This window comes from Rickettsia endosymbiont of Culicoides newsteadi (assembly GCF_002259525.1).
Taxonomy (GTDB): Bacteria; Pseudomonadota; Alphaproteobacteria; order Rickettsiales; family Rickettsiaceae; genus Tisiphia.
The window spans coordinates 1-16,009 of the sequence record NZ_MWZE01000019.1 but is presented as its reverse complement, the minus strand read 5'-3'; the positions used below and the strand labels follow the sequence as shown (position 1 = coordinate 16,009).

Genomic DNA, 16,009 nt, shown 5'->3' with positions numbered 1-16,009 from the left:
GAAAAATTCTACTGTCATATTAGAAATATATTATAAACTTTATTAAGTAAATAATAGCACAAACAAGCTAGCCTAGCGAATAGAATATTGGAAATAAATTTTTTACATCATACGTATAATTTAACCTAATTAATTATTATTAATAGTTAAAATTCAAAATAAAAAATAATACCAATGCTCAAAGATCATTGGATACTTGCTGTCCATGTAATTTTTTTTCTAAATTACTAAATTTTGAATATCGATTGTTATAGTGAAGCTGAACATTGCCAACAGGACCATTACGATGTTTTGCTATTAGAATATCCGCAACATTATATACCTGATTTAACTTACTTAACCACTCTGCGTGTTTTGCATCACCCGCCGAAGGTTCTTTACGGGTCAAATAATATTCTTCTCGATAGATAAACATTACTATATCAGAATCTTGTTCAATAGACCCAGATTCCCGCAAGTCAGATAACATCGGCTTTTTATCTTCTCTAAGTTCAACAGCTCTAGATAATTGTGATAAAGCAATTACTGGAATGTTTAATTCTTTGGCTATCGCTTTTAATCCTTGAGTAATTTCCGAAATTTCATTTACTCTATTATCTGACTTGTTTATTCCTCTAATTAATTGCAAATAATCGATAAATAATATACCAAGATTATGCTTACGCTTCATTTTTCTAGCCCTAGTACGAATGGCAGCAATAGATAAAGCTGGTGTATCATCAATAAAAAATGGTAATTCAGAAAGAGTGATAACTTCTTTGCGTAATCGATTATAATTCTCTTCCGTCACATGACCTGATTGAAGAGCCGATGAGTCAATTTCAGTATGCATCGAAAGAAGACGAGTAGTAAGCTGCTCAGATGACATTTCAAGAGAGAAAAACCCTACTGATTGCCCTTCTTTTTCTTGTCCGTTATTTTTCAGATGTATAGCCTTACAAGTATTTATCGCAAGATTCATAGCAAAAGCTGTTTTCCCCATTGATGGACGTCCAGCAATGATAACTAAGTCTGAATTCTGAAAACCTGATAATTTATGATCCAAATCAATTAAGCCGGTAGAAATACCTATTACATGATTAGAATTCTTCATGGCTCTGTTAATACTAGCTAGAGACTCTGAGAGAGATAGCCCAATTTTAACAAAGCTCTTATCATTCACTCCTTCACTAGCAAGGTTATAAAGCTTACCTTCTGCATGTTCTATTTGCTGACTTGAATCATATTCTAAAGAAGCATCATAAGCATTATTAACTACCTCTTCCCCTATCTGAATTAAATTACGCCTTATTGCCAAATCATAGATTATTTTTCCGTAATCTAGTGGATTAATTACCATCATTGACAGAGTGACTAATTTATTTAAATAGTCACTACCACCTAATTGCTGAAATAATTCATCTTTTTCTAACATGCTTCTAAGCGTTACTGGAGTAGCGATTAAGCCTTTTTCTGTAATAACTTCAATAGAATTATAGATTTTTTGATGTAGTGGTGCAAAAAAATGATTTGGTCTTAGGAATTCTGAGACAGTATTTAAGTAATCATGGTTAACTAAAATCGCTCCTATTAACATTTGCTCAGCTTGAACGTTTTCCGGTAAAGTTCTAGCAATAGGCATGACTATACCTGACTCATTCGAGCCGCTTAACTTATCTGCTTTATCAATCGCTTTACTGCGAGCCATAATTTTTTCTTATGTTTAGGTCTAATTATTTAAAAACTTTTCTGCTTCTAAAGCTGCCATACATCCAGTACCAGCAGCAGTAACTGCTTGTCTAAAAATTTTATCTTGTACATCTCCAGCGGCAAAAACACCTTTAATACTGGTTTCCGTTGAATTTGGTTTAGTAATAATATAATTATCACTATCTATATCTAGTTGCCCTTTGAACAAACTAGTATTTGGCATATGCCCAATCGCTATGAATATACCAGTACAGTCAATTGAGCTAATCTCACCTGTTTGGGTATTTTCTAGCCTAGCTGAGCTAACTGATTTAGGATTATCAGTACCGATAACTTCAACCAGCTTATGATTCCAAACGACAGATATTTTAGGATTTTTAAATAATCTGTCTTGTAAAATTTTCTCGGCTCTAAAACTATCCCCGCGATGCACAATAGTCACCTGACATGCATGATTGGTTAAATATAATGCCTCTTCAACAGCACTATTACCTCCACCAATAACTAATACGTGCTGATTTTTGAAAAAGAAACCATCACAAGTGGCACAAGCTGAGACCCCATATCCTTTAAATTGTCCTTCGGAAGGGATGTTAAGCCATTTTGCTTCCGCCCCAGTACATATTATAAGACTATCCGCCCAGTAAATTATACCAGATCCAGTGGTCACCACTAAGGGTTTTTTTGATAAATCTACCTTTTCTACATAATCGTAGATAATTTCTGCCCCAACATTTTTTGCCTGCTGAGTCATTTGCTCCATTAACCAAGGACCTTGCACCGGATCAGCAAAACCTGGATAATTTTCAACATCTGTCGTAATGGTTAGCTGCCCACCTGGCTGCATACCATGTAATAATATCGGATTTAGTGCTGCCCTAGCTGTATAGATTGCCGCACTTAAGCCAGCAGGACCTGAACCTATAATAAGTACTTTAGTAGAAATAGTCATAATTAATATCCTTGTCAAAAATTATCTAGCCAGGTCATTTAGCCAAGCCATCTAACCAGAATTTTATATAGTTAATTTGATCACTAGTCATTAACGAAGGTACATGACCAGCATAATCAACAACAAAAAGTTCCAGCTCTTTATTTTTTTTCATTTGCTCAATAGTAGATTGTTGTAAAATATCAGACTTAGCTCCATGGATAACCAATAATTTACAAATAATTTTATTCCATATAGCCCACATATCAACATTTTTTTGCTTACTCGTATTAGCACTCATACCATGTACTATGTTAGGATCATAATTCATTTTATATTTTCCATCTTGAGTCTTTATAAAACTATATTTGGTAAGATAATCCCAATCTTCCTCACTACTAATACCAAATTGGCTATATATTAGCTTTAAATGTTGCTTGGCACTAGCTAAATCAACAAATAAGGGTACTTGACCTGCATATAGACCAATTTTAACTAGAGGGGATGACGGAATAAAAGGACCTATATCATTGATAATCATGGCTTTGATAAGTTTGTTATATCGACTAGCTAGAACCATACCAATTATTCCGCCCATGGAACTACCAAGCCAAATACAGTTCTTAATACCTAACTTCCTTAGAAACAGTACTGTATCTTTTATATATACTGGATAGTTATAATGCTCTTTCTTTTTAAAAACATCACTATTTCCACGCCCTGGATAATCTATAGCAATTACTCGAAATTTATCACTTAATGCCATAGCAATTTTATCAAAATCATGAGCATTTCTAGTCAAGCCATGGGCACAGACTATGACATTTTTATTATTAGGGTTGCCAAATTCAAGATAAGCCAGCTTATGAGATGGGATATATTGTGAGCCAAACCAATTAATATACGGTCCAACTTGGATGAATTTTTGTATCATCTATTCTAATTAATTCAAATCGCTTAAAAATATACTTACCATAAATGGTATATATATTACACTAAAAATTAGGGAAAGGAATACTGTAGTAGCAACTTTTTCTGGATGGAATTTTTGTAGACTTGCTATAACAATCAGATTGGCTGCCATAGGGGCAGTGGCAAGAAGCCTAAAAGCATTGTAATAATTCTCATCATACCATCCTAAAACAAATTTATCTAAAAGGATAAATAAGTTAATTCCTATTGGATAAAATAGAAATTTTGCCATAAAAGTGGCAACAGTAAACTTTATGTCTATTTCAAATTTTTGCAAAGTTGAAAGAGCTAAACCAACCATAACCATACCAAGTATAGAAAATGACCCTCGCATATTATATATAAAATCATCTAAAAAATCAGGTAAAGTAAAGCCAGCGAAACTAAATAAACAACCAAGTAAAAAACCATTTAAAATTGGTAGCTTTACAACTTTCAAGATACTTTCACTACTATTGGCAAAACTTCTGGCACAAATATAAAATCCCACCGAGCATTCAAAAATATTTACCCCTATAACTGCCATCATATAGATACTTAAAACATAATCATCAAAGAGAGCAGCAGCTATTGGTAGCATAAAATAACCACCATTAGCGGTACCGGCAGATAATGCTATAATGTTTCGTGTATGATCAGACCAATATCGTCCAAAAAAATAGTAGGAAAATATTGATAAGGAAGTAGCAATAAAAAAAATAACTACAGTAACACTTAATGATGATAAAGTTAAAGTAGTACTGGCAGGAATAGCAAAAAAAACAATAGGAGATATAAAATAGAATAACAACGAAGCTATACTATCTCTTTCAACTTTAGAATATCTTCCTGCTAGGAAACCAATTACTACACTCAGTAAGACAGAAATGGTTTTAAAAAAAACTATACTAAACATTGCCATGCAATAAAGCCAGAATATATAAGATTTCTGTTTTAGTCAACCTTTGAGAAAATAGCAATTTTATTTTACAATTAATATAAATAAAGTGTCTTTATTCACCTAATTCTTGTATTGCAAGACACAGATCTGCTAATTGAGTTCTATATTTTTGCTTACTAAGGTAGCGACCATTTAGTTTAAGATTTTCAAAATCTTTGTTACTGGTAGGTAAATGTTGACAAATCTTTACTAATTCCTCATCACTAATAAAATGTCTCCTTGGTAAATCTATGGTACTTGCTTGTTCTTCCCGATAAGCTGCCATAATTTTCATTTTATTAATAAAAAACTCTGAATGATTATGGAATCTGACTTTTTGCCAAGCCTTTTTTGTATCAACAATATAATTTTTAATATTAAGCAAAGATTTTATTTGCTCGTCATATTCATTTTGCAGATTATTATCTTGGATTATTGATTGTAATATTTTGTAAATCGGTTCTAAATATTCAACATCTTTAATAGCATAATCTAGCAGATTAGCACTAATGGGACGTTTTAACCAATCAGATCTTTGGTAAGTTTTATCAATATGAACGAAGCAAATTTTACTGCATATATCCGAATAACTTAAATGTTTACCAAAATCACAAATACCAGCAGCAATTTGTATGTCAAAAACATTTCTTGGCAATTTCTTAAATAAATGATAAAATATCTCAAAATCCTCTCTAGGAGCGTGAAATATTTTAAGAATTTTCTCGTTCAAAAATATTTCGTTAAGAGGCGAAAGATCCAAATCACATAAAGTGTCAATTATCACTTTGTGACTACTAGTCATGATTTGTATTATGCTAAGCTGAGCAAAATAAGTATTCTTACGCAAAAATTCAGTATCAACACTTATAGTCTTACAATCCAATAACTGCCGACAAAATTCGTTTAATATTTTTTGATTATCAATAATCAGCATTTTTGAAGTATTAGTAATTAAATTGCTCTTGATCTAAAGGATTTACGTAATTTAGTGTTTTTCCATGCTTATTCGTGGTTATACTCAAAGAATAGCTTAACAGCTTTGCAGCACTTTGTCAAATGATGGAATCATTAAGCAGCATATATATTGACTATAGCAACAACAAAATTGAATTTTCCTGTATCAAGACTAATAAAATTATTATATAATAGCATATATCTCTCGAGATATTTAATGTTTACGATTGTAAGTGGGCGTGCAAAAGCATCCCAATCAACTATAAAAAGGTCTCGGGGGTTTGAGCTAGAGTACCAGGATCCATTCGGTCTTAAAACCAATTGCTATAGTCAATTGATGGGAAGTTGGTGACATCGTCGCTCAATGCTCGCCTATTACTTATAGGCGTCGCTCCATCGTTCCTAGCACCAAACTCCCCTGAATTGACTATACAAGGTTGCTCACGCTCGCAAAGCAATAGTCATTATTATGGCTATTGCTGAACGCCCCATTAAAAGCAGTATAAATCATTATTTACATTGACTTTAATATCTATTATATCATACTTTTAACTTACAACTGCTTCGTTGCTAATAGCGAGGCTATAAAAATTTCATATAGAGTGTACACAATAATGACAAAACTAACTTTTAGAGACGTTCCATCTACAATGGATGATTATGATGTTTTTTTATTTGATCTTTGGGGAGTGGTAGTAGAAGGCAATAAGATTTACCCTGGGGTAGTTGACAATATTAACAAAATAATTAAACAGCAAAAGAAGGTTTTTTTTGTTACTAATGCTCCACGCAGCAGAGCTTTCTTATTTAACAAGATTAATAAGATTTGGGGTATTAACACAACGGAAAAAATGGTTTTTAGCTCTGGTGAAGTAGCCATCAATATGATACTAGAAAGTGATAAAAGATTTGGTATCAAAACCCCTGTGGTTTATCATCTTGGTCAAGATGACAATGATTTGCTGAATGAATTGCAGACACCTATTACTACAAACATAGATGAAGCTAATATCTTTTTGTTAACGCTCCATCGCGATGCAGGAAAAAATTTAAATTTAGATGAGTTTGATGATTTATTTAAAACTGTAGTAAAAAGAAACATAATTACTATATGTGCTAACCCAGATCTTGGAATTATGCAACAGGGTGTACAAAGATATTGTTCTGGATATTTTGCTGAAAAAATAAAGCAATTTGGTGGAAAGGTAATTTACAGCGGTAAGCCACATCTAGAAATATATCATACCGTATTAAACCAACTACCCGGTGTCCCATTGAACCGGATTCTGATGATAGGCGATACTTTCTTTACTGATATTTTAGGAGCGAATAACCTGGGAATTGACTCTGCTTTAGTATTAACAGGTAATACGACAAAGTTTCACAACCAACATCCTACTATTGAAAAAAAACTACAGCATCTGCAAATTGCCGCAACTGAACAGGGAGTAATACCAAATTTTGTGATTAAATTGACTACAAACTAACGCCATTGCGAGAAGGAGAAGCCGACAATGCAATCCATTTTTCTGCCACCCATGCGTAAGCAGGGGGCTAGATTCCACACCGAAGCGAGAATGACAATAGTGGAACTATAATGAATATTATAACAAGAGAATTATCTATTCAATCCAATTATTACAAAGAAATTTTGTCAATAATTAGACTAGGTGGTGGAATGGCAAGGGTTGTCGGGGGAGCTGTTCGTGATGCTATCCTTAATGTTGTCAATTATGATATTGATATAGCAACCAATTTATTACCGCAGCAAGTAACAGATATTTTATCAGCAGCCAACATTAAGGTTATCCCAACTGGCATAAAATACGGTACAGTTACAGCTTTATTAAATAATGAAACATTTGAGATTACTACACTTAGAAAAGACATGAAATGTGATGGTCGGCACACGGAAGTTGTTTTTACTGACGATTTTATGGAGGATGCTGCTAGAAGAGATTTTACTATTAATGCACTAAGTTATTGTCCATTTGAGCATAAAATTTATGATTATTTTGGTGGAATAGATGATTTACAACAATCAAAAGTAATATTTATCGGACAAGCATTTGCACGAATTCAGGAAGATTTTTTACGTATCTTACGTTTTTTTCGTTTTTCCTGCTATTATGCAAGACAATTAGACCTTAATGGTTTAGATGCTTGTATTAAATTGCAAGAAAATCTCAAATTATTATCAAAAGAACGGGTAAAATGGGAAATGGACAAATTGATTATCTCAGATAATAGTCCTAATATTTTGCAGCAAATGTTTGATAATGGCATATTGCAAATAATATTACCAGTTAGTAAATTTGATAAAAAACCTTTAATGGAAGCAATTAATTGCGGTTCCTTAGAGCCTTACGCTAGATATTCACTTTTATTCTACCACATAAAGAACTTATCACTAAGTGATTTATTAAATTTAAAATTTTCTCGGCAACAAGCCAACAAAATCATTACTATATATAGGTTTATAAATCAAGAAATCAACGAATTTACATTACGAGAAATTTGGTGGGAAACTGCAGATTATCCTGCTAATTATCTACAATGTATAAATATCTTGCTATCATTAGGCAAATTAAACAGAGCTACAGCAAATAAATTTCTAGATACATATAAATCCAAACCACGACCAATATTTCCAGTAAATGGGCATGATTTACAAAAAATAAATATTCATGGTAAAGATATTGGCACAGTGATAGGTAAATTAAAAAAGTCTTGGATTGCAAGTGATTTTACGCTTAGTAAGCATCAATTACTTGAATTATACTCAAATGATTTGAAGAATTAGAATAATTATCATACAATAAATTCTTAAGGCACTAAATTAGGAAAATGCTATAGTCAATTCAAGAAAATTTGGGGCTAGGAGCGATGGAGCAACACATAAGTGTCAGTTTAAGAAAACAATAATTGAAAAACCGTCATTGCGAGGAGACCGTAAGGTCACGAAGCAATCCAGAAAAGTGATTAGAGATGGATTGCCACGCCACCTACGGTGGCTCGCTAATAGACGACTTTTCTACTTTATTTTTTAAACTGACGCCTATGTGGAGCAACGCCTATAAGTAATAGGCGAGCATTGAGCGACAACATCTCCAACTTCTCCTCAATTGACTATATTAGATACAGAGTTAATATGACTATACTTAGTAACTTAGAAAAACCTCGTTGGTTATATCGTTTTGATAATTTTAAACGTGCTTTTGCTTTATTACGTGAGGCTATATATATAATGCGAGAACGTAAGGTAAGCCAGTTAGAACAAGAAGGAATTATTCAACGTTTCGAATATACATGGGAATTGACATGGAAAGTGCTTAAAGATTATCTGGAATATAAAGGTGTTGTACTGGAAACCGTTACCCCAGCTGCTGTAATTAAAGCATCAATAGCTGCTAACTTAATCAACAATGGTGAAATATGGATGGATGCTCTAGATTCTCGTAATAAAATGTCACATACTTATGACTTCAAAAAATTTGAGAAGATTATTATAGATATTGAAAAAAATTATTATCCTGAATTAGAGAGCATGAATCTAAAAATGTTGGAACTTGCAGCAGAATATAGAAGGTAAAGATGTCTAACCATGGATTAAGTGCAAAACAACTAAATACACTGCGTAGTATTTTGTTGCCCTTCTCAGAGAAAATCGATCGTGTTGGTTTATTTGGTTCACGTGCTACTGGTCTTTACCGCCCTAACTCCGATATTGACTTAGTAATTTATGGCTCACTTGATGAGAAGACTATGGATCGTATATTTACGCTACTTAATGACAGTAATTTACCAATCAAAATAGACTTACAAGTTTATGATTTGATCACCTGTTCTCCTCTTAAGGATCATATTGATAATAATATGTTGTTGTTATTTACACATGATCATTTTATAGTCAATTCAGGAGAATTTGAGGCTAGGAACGATGGAGCGACGCCTATAAGTAATAGGCGAGCATTGAGCGACAACGTTCCCAACTTCTCATCAATTGACTATACAGATAAAAATCAATGTTTATAGTAGTAAACTAACGTCTGTTAGTGAACAAATTATTTATTCATCATAAAAAAATTAAAAAAAAAATGAAAATTAATATTAGTGCTAGCATTTTTATTGCTATAATTATCATATTATTTAATTATGGAGCTTTTGCCAGTAGAAGTAAGGTGAAAATTGTTACTAGTATCACCCCACTAGCAAGCATTATAGCGATGTTAGTGAAAGACCAGGCAGAAATTGTTGCTATTGCCAATAACAATGATTGTCCGCATCATTATAATTTAAGACCTAGTGATCTTAAAAAAGTTAAAAATGCAGATATTGTATTTTATATAGATGAGCAATTTGATGGCTTTGCTGGCAAATTAATGAATGGTCATAGTAAAAATGTCATTAAAATTAGTAATTTTAATGGGTTAAGAGTTATTAGTAATAATTCTTATGATAATTGGCATATTTGGCTTGATTTAGACAATGTAAAACTATTATTAGAACAATTATTTCAGGTATTATCTCAACGATTTCCTGAGATTAGTTCAGCTATTTACCAAAATCTTGAAGAAGCAAAAAAACAAATAGAGGCGCTTACGAAAATCAAACATCAAAGATTAACGTCTTTAACAGACGTTATCTTACTTAGTGACAGTCTAGAATATTTTTTTAATAATAGCCAAAAAAATGTTGCAAGATTATATAGCTCTGATCAGAAAAGCCTGAGATATATCAGTAATCTTGAGCATTTATTAAGCATGTCCAATAGTAAATGTTTATTACTAAGTACAGAGCAAGATGTTGCTCTTTATAAAAATTTTAAAGTAGAAGTAGTGGAGGTTGAAAGTGAGAATTGGCAAGCGACTAACATCAATAGTGATTTATTTTATAATCAATATTTAAAAATAATTAATCAAGTGTCTAAATGCTTAAACAACAATTCTAATCATTCGTCACTGTGAGAAGGTGTAAGCCTTCGAAGCAATCTATTCTAATCGTTTTTTTGGGATTGCTTCAATAGACCTTATATCACATTTTCAAGATATAAGGTCTAATGCCACTAAAGTGGCTCTGAGCCATGACAGCTGTGAATTTAACGTAACGTTAGGAAACTGTCGGATTAGCTATATTACGCCGTTGAACGATCCTTATAAAAATACAGAGCTATTAAACTTAAAATAGCACAAGCAATTATGTAATAAATAGACGAAGTAATTGTACCAGTTTCCTGTACAAGATATGCTATCACTAAAGGCGTTGTACCACCAAAAATACTAGTTGCTATATTATAAGATAATGATAAAGCCGTATTTCTGACATTGGTTGGATAAAATTCAGCTTGCAGTGCAGGTTCAGGACCAATATAACAGGCAGCTAAAATTGATAATACTATTTGAGATATAATTATAACACAAAAATCGCCAGTTTCAATTGCCTGTATCAAAAATGGGATAACTAAAATAATTACCAATAAATTGAACACAAAAATTTTCTTGCGACCAATTATGTCCGACAAATAGCCAGAACATAAAGTAACAATTGCCATGATTATATAACAATAATTAGCTAAGTTATTAACTTCATCATTAGTAAAATTACGATTTATCTTCAAAAATGACATGAGATAAGTAGCTTGTAAATAAAATAGTACTGAGCCTGTGGAATTGATAAAGATGGATATTATCATATCAAACCAATAGACAGAGACAACTTTTTTTAGAGGAGACTTTAATATTCTACCATCTTCCTTCATACTTTGAAAACTAGGAGTTTCACTTGTATATTTCTTGATATAAAGTCCAGCAAATAAAATAAAAATTCCTAATAAAAATGGTATTCTCCACCCCCAATCATCAAATTGCTCTGCTGATAAAAAGCTTTGTATGCATTGTGAAATTCCTGAACCAAACAATAAACCAATACAAATACTGGACATTGATACGCTACTACTAAACCCACGATAGGCTACACCTGCATGTTCAATAACAAATGAAATTGAGCCAGTAAGTGCCCCGCCCATTGAAAAACCTTGCAACATTCGAACTAAAATCATCAATATAGTTGCGGTAATACCTATCTCGTCATAAGTTGGTAACATACCAATTAAAGCTGTTGGCAAAGACATACAAAATATAGATGCACTTAAAGCAGTTCTTCTACCAAACCGATCTCCAATCACTCCAAAAAACACCCCACCTATTGGCCTCATTAGATAACCAAGAGCAAATGCCTCAAAAGCATGTAGTAAAGACGAGCTAGGGTTTGATCCAGGGAAGAATTTTGCCCCTATTATAGGGGCAAAAAGACTAAATAGAGCGTAATCATACCATTCAAATGCATTTGCTATACCGCTTGCAAAAACTAATTTACGTTTATTCATGCGATATTTTATCATCTTGGGTTATATTATCTTTCTCAGAATATATTATAAATAATGTTGCAGGAATTACTATCAATGCTCCATATAAAGTACTACTTTCAGGAATTTCATTAAAAACAAGATATCCGGCTAATGCTGAAATGATTAACTCTAAATATCTATAAGGGGCGATGGCAGTAGCATCAACTAGAGCAAAAGCCTTTAATAGAAAGAATAAAATTAAACTACCTCCTGCTCCTAGGACAAATAGCAAAATAAATTCTGAAACATTAGGGGTTTTCCAATACATTATTGATGGTGGTATTGATACTAAAGAGGTTACTAGAGCAGAATAAAATAACATGCTAATCATTGATTCTTTTACTACAAATTTCTTGTTGATAATATCTAACATGGCAAAAGATATAGCAGCTAATACAAAAATCAATATTTGTGGATTAAAATCACTAGCATGCGGTTTCAGAGTAACAACAATGCCAATAAAGCCGAATAAAGTTGCTGCCCATCTTTGCCAAATAATATTTTCATTTAAGAAGAATACTGCCAAAACCAAGGTAAACAAAGGTATAGCCAGGCTAACAATTGTAGCAGTAGTAACTGGTGCAAGCTGTAAACCATAAGTCCAAGATGTCATACCAAAAAATAACAAAACTCCTCTTGCAATATGGACAAAAGGACGATCAGTAATTAGAGTTTGTTTCCCGTAATAAAAAATAAACGGTACAAGAATTAATGCACTAAAGAGAAAGCGAAAAAAAGCTACCTCAAAGCTATGTAACCTGAATCCAAGATATTTTGCCGTTATATCATTAGTTACACTAGTAAGCATACTTAATACAAACCAACCAATACCAATAAAATAAGTGTTTAATTTATTATTCATATAGACCTAAAATTTTTTAGTTTATTTGTTTTTTATACTTAGTGTTTCTTATATTTAGTGTTATAGTATCATCATTGTTAGACAATTTTAAAAAATCTTATTATCATTTGATTTTCAGATAAGAAGAATATATATAGTACAGCAATATATTTAAAGCAAGAGAAGGTTTAGTAGTTATGATAAAAGTTGCAAGAAAATTAGGGATATTTCTATTGGTAAGTTGTGCTAGTATTTCTAGCTTTGCTAATAATGATTCAGCTGATAATGATTATGGTGCTGACTATAATGCTAATTATTATGAGAATGATGGTGGTTTAGTATTTAGGATGAGAGCAATTGGTATAAAATCTAGTGCAAAGCAAACAGATTTTCCTAAGGCTACTGTCAAAGACCCAGTATCGATTGGTACCTTTGCCGAAAATGGTTATGGTATAGAGGCTTCCACCTCAGTATTTTTTGCTAATTATGTTGCCGCAGAGTTATCTTTAGGTTTCGATGTATTACGTAATAAAAATAGCAATTTAAAGAATGTGGCTTATAATTATGGCACCAATCCAGAAGAAGTTGCCAAAAGAAGAGCTCTTTATATGATTCCATTAACTGTTACAGGACAATACCATATAGCTCCTTTTGGTGCTATCAGACCTTATATTGGTGTTGGTTACCATGGAGCTTATTTTGTTAATAGCTCTAAAGGGTGTACGGTCAGAAATGGTCATGGTGCTGTGTTACAGCTTGGAGTCGATTTATATGCTAAGGATGATACATTGGTTAACTTAGATATAAAAAAATATCTCCTTAATACCACGGTTGAATATAAATCTCCTTTAGTAAGAAAAGCTATCTCCTCTAAGGTAAAGTTTAATCCGTTAATGATTGCCATAGGCGTTGGTTTTAGGTTTTAGGTATAGTCAATTGATGGGAAGTTGGTGACGTCGTCACTCGTCGCTCGCCTATTACTTATAGGCGTCGCTCCATCGTTCCTAGCACCAAATCCCCCTGAATTGACTATATCAGGGCGATTTAAAAGTCTATTGTTGACTTATCAGCTAGAAGAGATTATATTTTTTAGAAAATCACATATTAATATTATATTAGTTTACTATGAGTTCACAACAAAAATTACCTATACTGCCTAGAGCAACTGCTATTTGGTTAATTGATAATACTGCATTAACATTTAAGCAGATAGCTGATTTTTGTGGAATTCATGAGTTTGAAATTAAAGGCATTGCTGATGGCGAAGTATCTCACGGTATTAAGGGGTTAGACCCAATCGCTGGCGGACAATTAACCAAAGAAGAAATCATACGTTGTACAAAAGATTCAACTAGTAGTTTAAGGATTTCTGTTAATGCTGCATATGATTTGATAAATACTAAGAAAAAACAACAATCTAAGTACACTCCTATTGCTAGACGTCAAGATAAACCAGATGCGATATATTGGATACTTAAAAATTGTCCAGAAATTTTAGATAATCAAATTGTTAAGTTAGTTGGTACTACCAAATCTACCATAGATGCTATTCGTGATCGTAGTCACTGGAACATGAAGAATATTCGCCCACGTGATCCAGTATTGCTTGGAATTTGTAGCCAAGTGGAATTAGACAAGAATATTGAGCAAGCAAAATTTTTACCCCAACAAGAAGAAAAAACCTCTAAAGAATAGGATTATAGTCAAATTGCGAGGAGGCACTTTATGGCGATGAAGCAATTATAAGTCGTCTATTAGCGAGCCACCGTAGGTGGCGTGGCAATCCATTTTTAATCACTTTTCTGGATTGCTTCGTCGACCTTACGGTCTCCTCGCAATGACGGTTTTTCAATTATTATTTTCTTAAACTAACGCCTATAGTCAATTCAGGGGAATTGGGTAGCAGGAACGATGGAGCGACGCCTATAAGTAATAGGTGAGCATTGAGCGACGACGTCACCAACTTCTCATCAATTGACTATATGTGCAATAATGCTGCAGAACCTTTTGTGCATCGCCTAACATAAATAGAGAGCAAATAAATAGTGAATGAATACGGTAATATAATCAACGGTAAATATTTTGCAGAACAAATATTATCTAAACTAAAGATAGAAATCAATTTACTCAAGAAACAACATAATTTGATACCAACTCTTGCTATTATATTAGTGGGCGATAATCCAGCTAGTAGTATATATGTAAGAAATAAGCTCAAAGCAGCAACAAAAATTGGTATGAATGCTTTGCAAATAAATTTGCCGAATGAAGTTCAAATTGACCATCTACTGAATGAAATCAATATACTTAATAATAATTCAAATATCTCTGGAATTATCGTACAACTCCCCTTACCTAAGCATATCAATAAAAATTTAATCTTATCTGCTATTGATCCTAGCAAAGATGTTGATGGTTTTCACCCCATAAATGTTGGTTATCTACATATAGTCAATTCAGGAGAATTTGAGGCTAGGAACGATGGAGCGACGCCTATAAGTAATAGGCGAGCATTGAGCGACAACGTCCCCAACTTCTCATCAATTGACGATAGTAACTCAGGTAACAGCTTTATACCTTGCACAGCTCTTGGCTGCATTGAGTTACTTAAACAAGTTGAGAAAAATTTAGCTGGCAAGAATGTTATAGTTATAGGACGTTCTAATATTGTCGGAAAACCATTATCAGCTTTATTACTTAGAGAAGATTGCACTGTTACTTTATGTCACTCAAAAACTCAAAACTTACATTCTATAACTTCCCGTGCCGACATAGTAATATCAGCTATCGGCTCACCTTTAACATTAACAGAAGAATACTTTAACCGACAATCTATAGTGATTGACGTTGGTATTAGTAAACTTGCCAATAGTGACAAAATGGTTGGAGACGTTGATTTTCCAAATGTTGTAGATAAAGTACGATATATATCACCAGTTCCAGGCGGCGTTGGACCAATGACCGTTGCTTTCTTGCTGAAGAATACCCTCAAAGCAGCAAAACAAAATAACCACATATATCCATAATAAACTAACGTCATTGCGAGGAGACCGTAAGGTCAACGAAGCAATCCATTTCTAATCACTTTCCTGGATTGCTTCGTCGGTCTAGCAACCTCCTCGCAATGACATCTTATACTTTAACCTTTTTTCCGTGAACACTCACATTCAATCTACAACTGTAGTACTAGACCCCGTACCAAAGCAGGGGTGACAGGCTCCATAGTACCCTACAATTTTTGTAACAATGTAGGGAAGTAGGGATCAAAATCGGTAATTGAGTCATACTCCAAAATTC

Annotated in this window: 16 protein-coding genes; 8 read left to right on the top strand and 8 right to left on the bottom strand. The window is 33.0% G+C overall.

Features of this window, described 5'->3' with window-relative positions:
* Positions 1 to 178 precede the first annotated feature (178 nt).
* The 6 genes from RiCNE_RS02545 to RiCNE_RS02520 form a co-directional block, all read right to left on the bottom strand.
* Complete coding sequence (locus RiCNE_RS02545; RefSeq protein WP_094649054.1) at positions 179 to 1,687, bottom strand: replicative DNA helicase; 1,509 nt, start codon at positions 1,685 to 1,687, stop codon at positions 179 to 181.
* 21 nt (positions 1,688 to 1,708) lie between these two features.
* The gene (trxB, locus tag RiCNE_RS02540; protein WP_094649053.1) at positions 1,709 to 2,641 is read right to left on the bottom strand and encodes a thioredoxin-disulfide reductase; all 933 of its coding nucleotides are present in this window, start codon (positions 2,639 to 2,641) and stop codon (positions 1,709 to 1,711) included.
* A 34-nt stretch (positions 2,642 to 2,675) separates the two neighbouring features.
* Positions 2,676 to 3,554, bottom strand: coding sequence for an alpha/beta fold hydrolase (locus tag RiCNE_RS02535; RefSeq protein ID WP_094649052.1), 879 nt, complete (start codon positions 3,552 to 3,554; stop codon positions 2,676 to 2,678).
* A 9-nt stretch (positions 3,555 to 3,563) separates the two neighbouring features.
* Entirely contained in the window at positions 3,564 to 4,493 is a 930-nt protein-coding gene (locus tag RiCNE_RS02530) for an AEC family transporter (protein WP_094649051.1), read from the bottom strand.
* Between the two features lie 91 nt (positions 4,494 to 4,584).
* Entirely contained in the window at positions 4,585 to 5,445 is an 861-nt protein-coding gene (locus RiCNE_RS02525) for a ribonuclease D (protein WP_094649050.1), read from the bottom strand.
* 331 nt (positions 5,446 to 5,776) lie between these two features.
* The gene (locus RiCNE_RS02520; protein WP_094649049.1) at positions 5,777 to 5,923 is read right to left on the bottom strand and encodes a palindromic element RPE2 domain-containing protein; all 147 of its coding nucleotides are present in this window, start codon (positions 5,921 to 5,923) and stop codon (positions 5,777 to 5,779) included.
* A 156-nt stretch (positions 5,924 to 6,079) separates the two neighbouring features.
* Here RiCNE_RS02520 and RiCNE_RS02515 point away from each other — a divergent pair, with 156 nt between their 5' ends.
* From RiCNE_RS02515 to RiCNE_RS02495, 5 genes are all read left to right on the top strand, one after another.
* Positions 6,080 to 6,952: a TIGR01459 family HAD-type hydrolase gene (locus tag RiCNE_RS02515; protein ID WP_094649048.1), complete on the top strand. Its 873-nt coding sequence runs from the start codon at positions 6,080 to 6,082 to the stop codon at positions 6,950 to 6,952.
* 110 nt (positions 6,953 to 7,062) lie between these two features.
* Positions 7,063 to 8,268 carry a CCA tRNA nucleotidyltransferase gene (locus RiCNE_RS02510; RefSeq protein ID WP_094649047.1) on the top strand — a complete coding sequence of 402 codons (1,206 nt, stop codon included), beginning with the start codon at positions 7,063 to 7,065 and terminating at the stop codon, positions 8,266 to 8,268.
* Positions 8,269 to 8,616: 348 nt separating this feature from the next.
* Positions 8,617 to 9,057 (top strand): nucleotidyltransferase substrate binding protein, encoded by a 441-nt coding sequence (locus tag RiCNE_RS02505; RefSeq protein ID WP_094649046.1) that lies wholly within the window; start codon positions 8,617 to 8,619, stop codon positions 9,055 to 9,057.
* A 2-nt stretch (positions 9,058 to 9,059) separates the two neighbouring features.
* Complete coding sequence (locus RiCNE_RS02500; RefSeq protein WP_094649045.1) at positions 9,060 to 9,500, top strand: nucleotidyltransferase domain-containing protein; 441 nt, start codon at positions 9,060 to 9,062, stop codon at positions 9,498 to 9,500.
* A 62-nt stretch (positions 9,501 to 9,562) separates the two neighbouring features.
* Positions 9,563 to 10,432 (top strand): metal ABC transporter substrate-binding protein, encoded by an 870-nt coding sequence (locus RiCNE_RS02495; protein WP_094649056.1) that lies wholly within the window; start codon positions 9,563 to 9,565, stop codon positions 10,430 to 10,432.
* A gap of 167 nt (positions 10,433 to 10,599) precedes the next feature.
* Here the strand turns inward: RiCNE_RS02495 and RiCNE_RS02490 are convergent, their stop codons facing one another.
* Both RiCNE_RS02490 and RiCNE_RS02485 read right to left on the bottom strand, forming a co-directional pair.
* Positions 10,600 to 11,850, bottom strand: a complete 1,251-nt coding sequence (locus RiCNE_RS02490) for an MFS transporter (RefSeq protein WP_094649044.1) — start codon at positions 11,848 to 11,850, stop codon at positions 10,600 to 10,602.
* Complete coding sequence (locus tag RiCNE_RS02485; RefSeq protein ID WP_094649043.1) at positions 11,843 to 12,733, bottom strand: DMT family transporter; 891 nt, start codon at positions 12,731 to 12,733, stop codon at positions 11,843 to 11,845. Before RiCNE_RS02485 ends, RiCNE_RS02490 begins: the two co-directional genes overlap by 8 nt.
* A 176-nt stretch (positions 12,734 to 12,909) precedes the next feature.
* Here RiCNE_RS02485 and RiCNE_RS02480 point away from each other — a divergent pair, with 176 nt between their 5' ends.
* From RiCNE_RS02480 to RiCNE_RS02465, 3 genes are all read left to right on the top strand, one after another.
* Positions 12,910 to 13,638, top strand: coding sequence for an OmpW family outer membrane protein (locus tag RiCNE_RS02480; RefSeq protein ID WP_094649042.1), 729 nt, complete (start codon positions 12,910 to 12,912; stop codon positions 13,636 to 13,638).
* Positions 13,639 to 13,837: 199 nt separating this feature from the next.
* Positions 13,838 to 14,407, top strand: a complete 570-nt coding sequence (locus RiCNE_RS02470; RefSeq protein ID WP_094649041.1) for a cell cycle transcriptional regulator TrcR — start codon at positions 13,838 to 13,840, stop codon at positions 14,405 to 14,407.
* A 350-nt stretch (positions 14,408 to 14,757) separates the two neighbouring features.
* Positions 14,758 to 15,738 carry a bifunctional 5,10-methylenetetrahydrofolate dehydrogenase/5,10-methenyltetrahydrofolate cyclohydrolase gene (locus RiCNE_RS02465; RefSeq protein ID WP_094649040.1) on the top strand — a complete coding sequence of 327 codons (981 nt, stop codon included), beginning with the start codon at positions 14,758 to 14,760 and terminating at the stop codon, positions 15,736 to 15,738.
* Positions 15,739 to 16,009 lie beyond the last annotated feature (271 nt).

Coding starts and splice junctions, on each gene's coding strand:
- RiCNE_RS02530 (WP_094649051.1), bottom strand. CDS start 4,493: ATGGCAATGTTTAGTATAGTTTTTTTTAAAACCATTTCTGTCTTACTG.
- RiCNE_RS02500 (WP_094649045.1), top strand. CDS start 9,060: ATGTCTAACCATGGATTAAGTGCAAAACAACTAAATACACTGCGTAGT.
- RiCNE_RS02505 (WP_094649046.1), top strand. CDS start 8,617: ATGACTATACTTAGTAACTTAGAAAAACCTCGTTGGTTATATCGTTTT.
- trxB (WP_094649053.1), bottom strand. CDS start 2,641: ATGACTATTTCTACTAAAGTACTTATTATAGGTTCAGGTCCTGCTGGC.
- RiCNE_RS02535 (WP_094649052.1), bottom strand. CDS start 3,554: ATGATACAAAAATTCATCCAAGTTGGACCGTATATTAATTGGTTTGGC.
- RiCNE_RS02480 (WP_094649042.1), top strand. CDS start 12,910: ATGATAAAAGTTGCAAGAAAATTAGGGATATTTCTATTGGTAAGTTGT.
- RiCNE_RS02510 (WP_094649047.1), top strand. CDS start 7,063: ATGAATATTATAACAAGAGAATTATCTATTCAATCCAATTATTACAAA.
- RiCNE_RS02525 (WP_094649050.1), bottom strand. CDS start 5,445: ATGCTGATTATTGATAATCAAAAAATATTAAACGAATTTTGTCGGCAG.
- RiCNE_RS02545 (WP_094649054.1), bottom strand. CDS start 1,687: ATGGCTCGCAGTAAAGCGATTGATAAAGCAGATAAGTTAAGCGGCTCG.
- RiCNE_RS02490 (WP_094649044.1), bottom strand. CDS start 11,850: ATGAATAAACGTAAATTAGTTTTTGCAAGCGGTATAGCAAATGCATTT.
- RiCNE_RS02485 (WP_094649043.1), bottom strand. CDS start 12,733: ATGAATAATAAATTAAACACTTATTTTATTGGTATTGGTTGGTTTGTA.
- RiCNE_RS02470 (WP_094649041.1), top strand. CDS start 13,838: ATGAGTTCACAACAAAAATTACCTATACTGCCTAGAGCAACTGCTATT.
- RiCNE_RS02495 (WP_094649056.1), top strand. CDS start 9,563: ATGAAAATTAATATTAGTGCTAGCATTTTTATTGCTATAATTATCATA.
- RiCNE_RS02515 (WP_094649048.1), top strand. CDS start 6,080: ATGACAAAACTAACTTTTAGAGACGTTCCATCTACAATGGATGATTAT.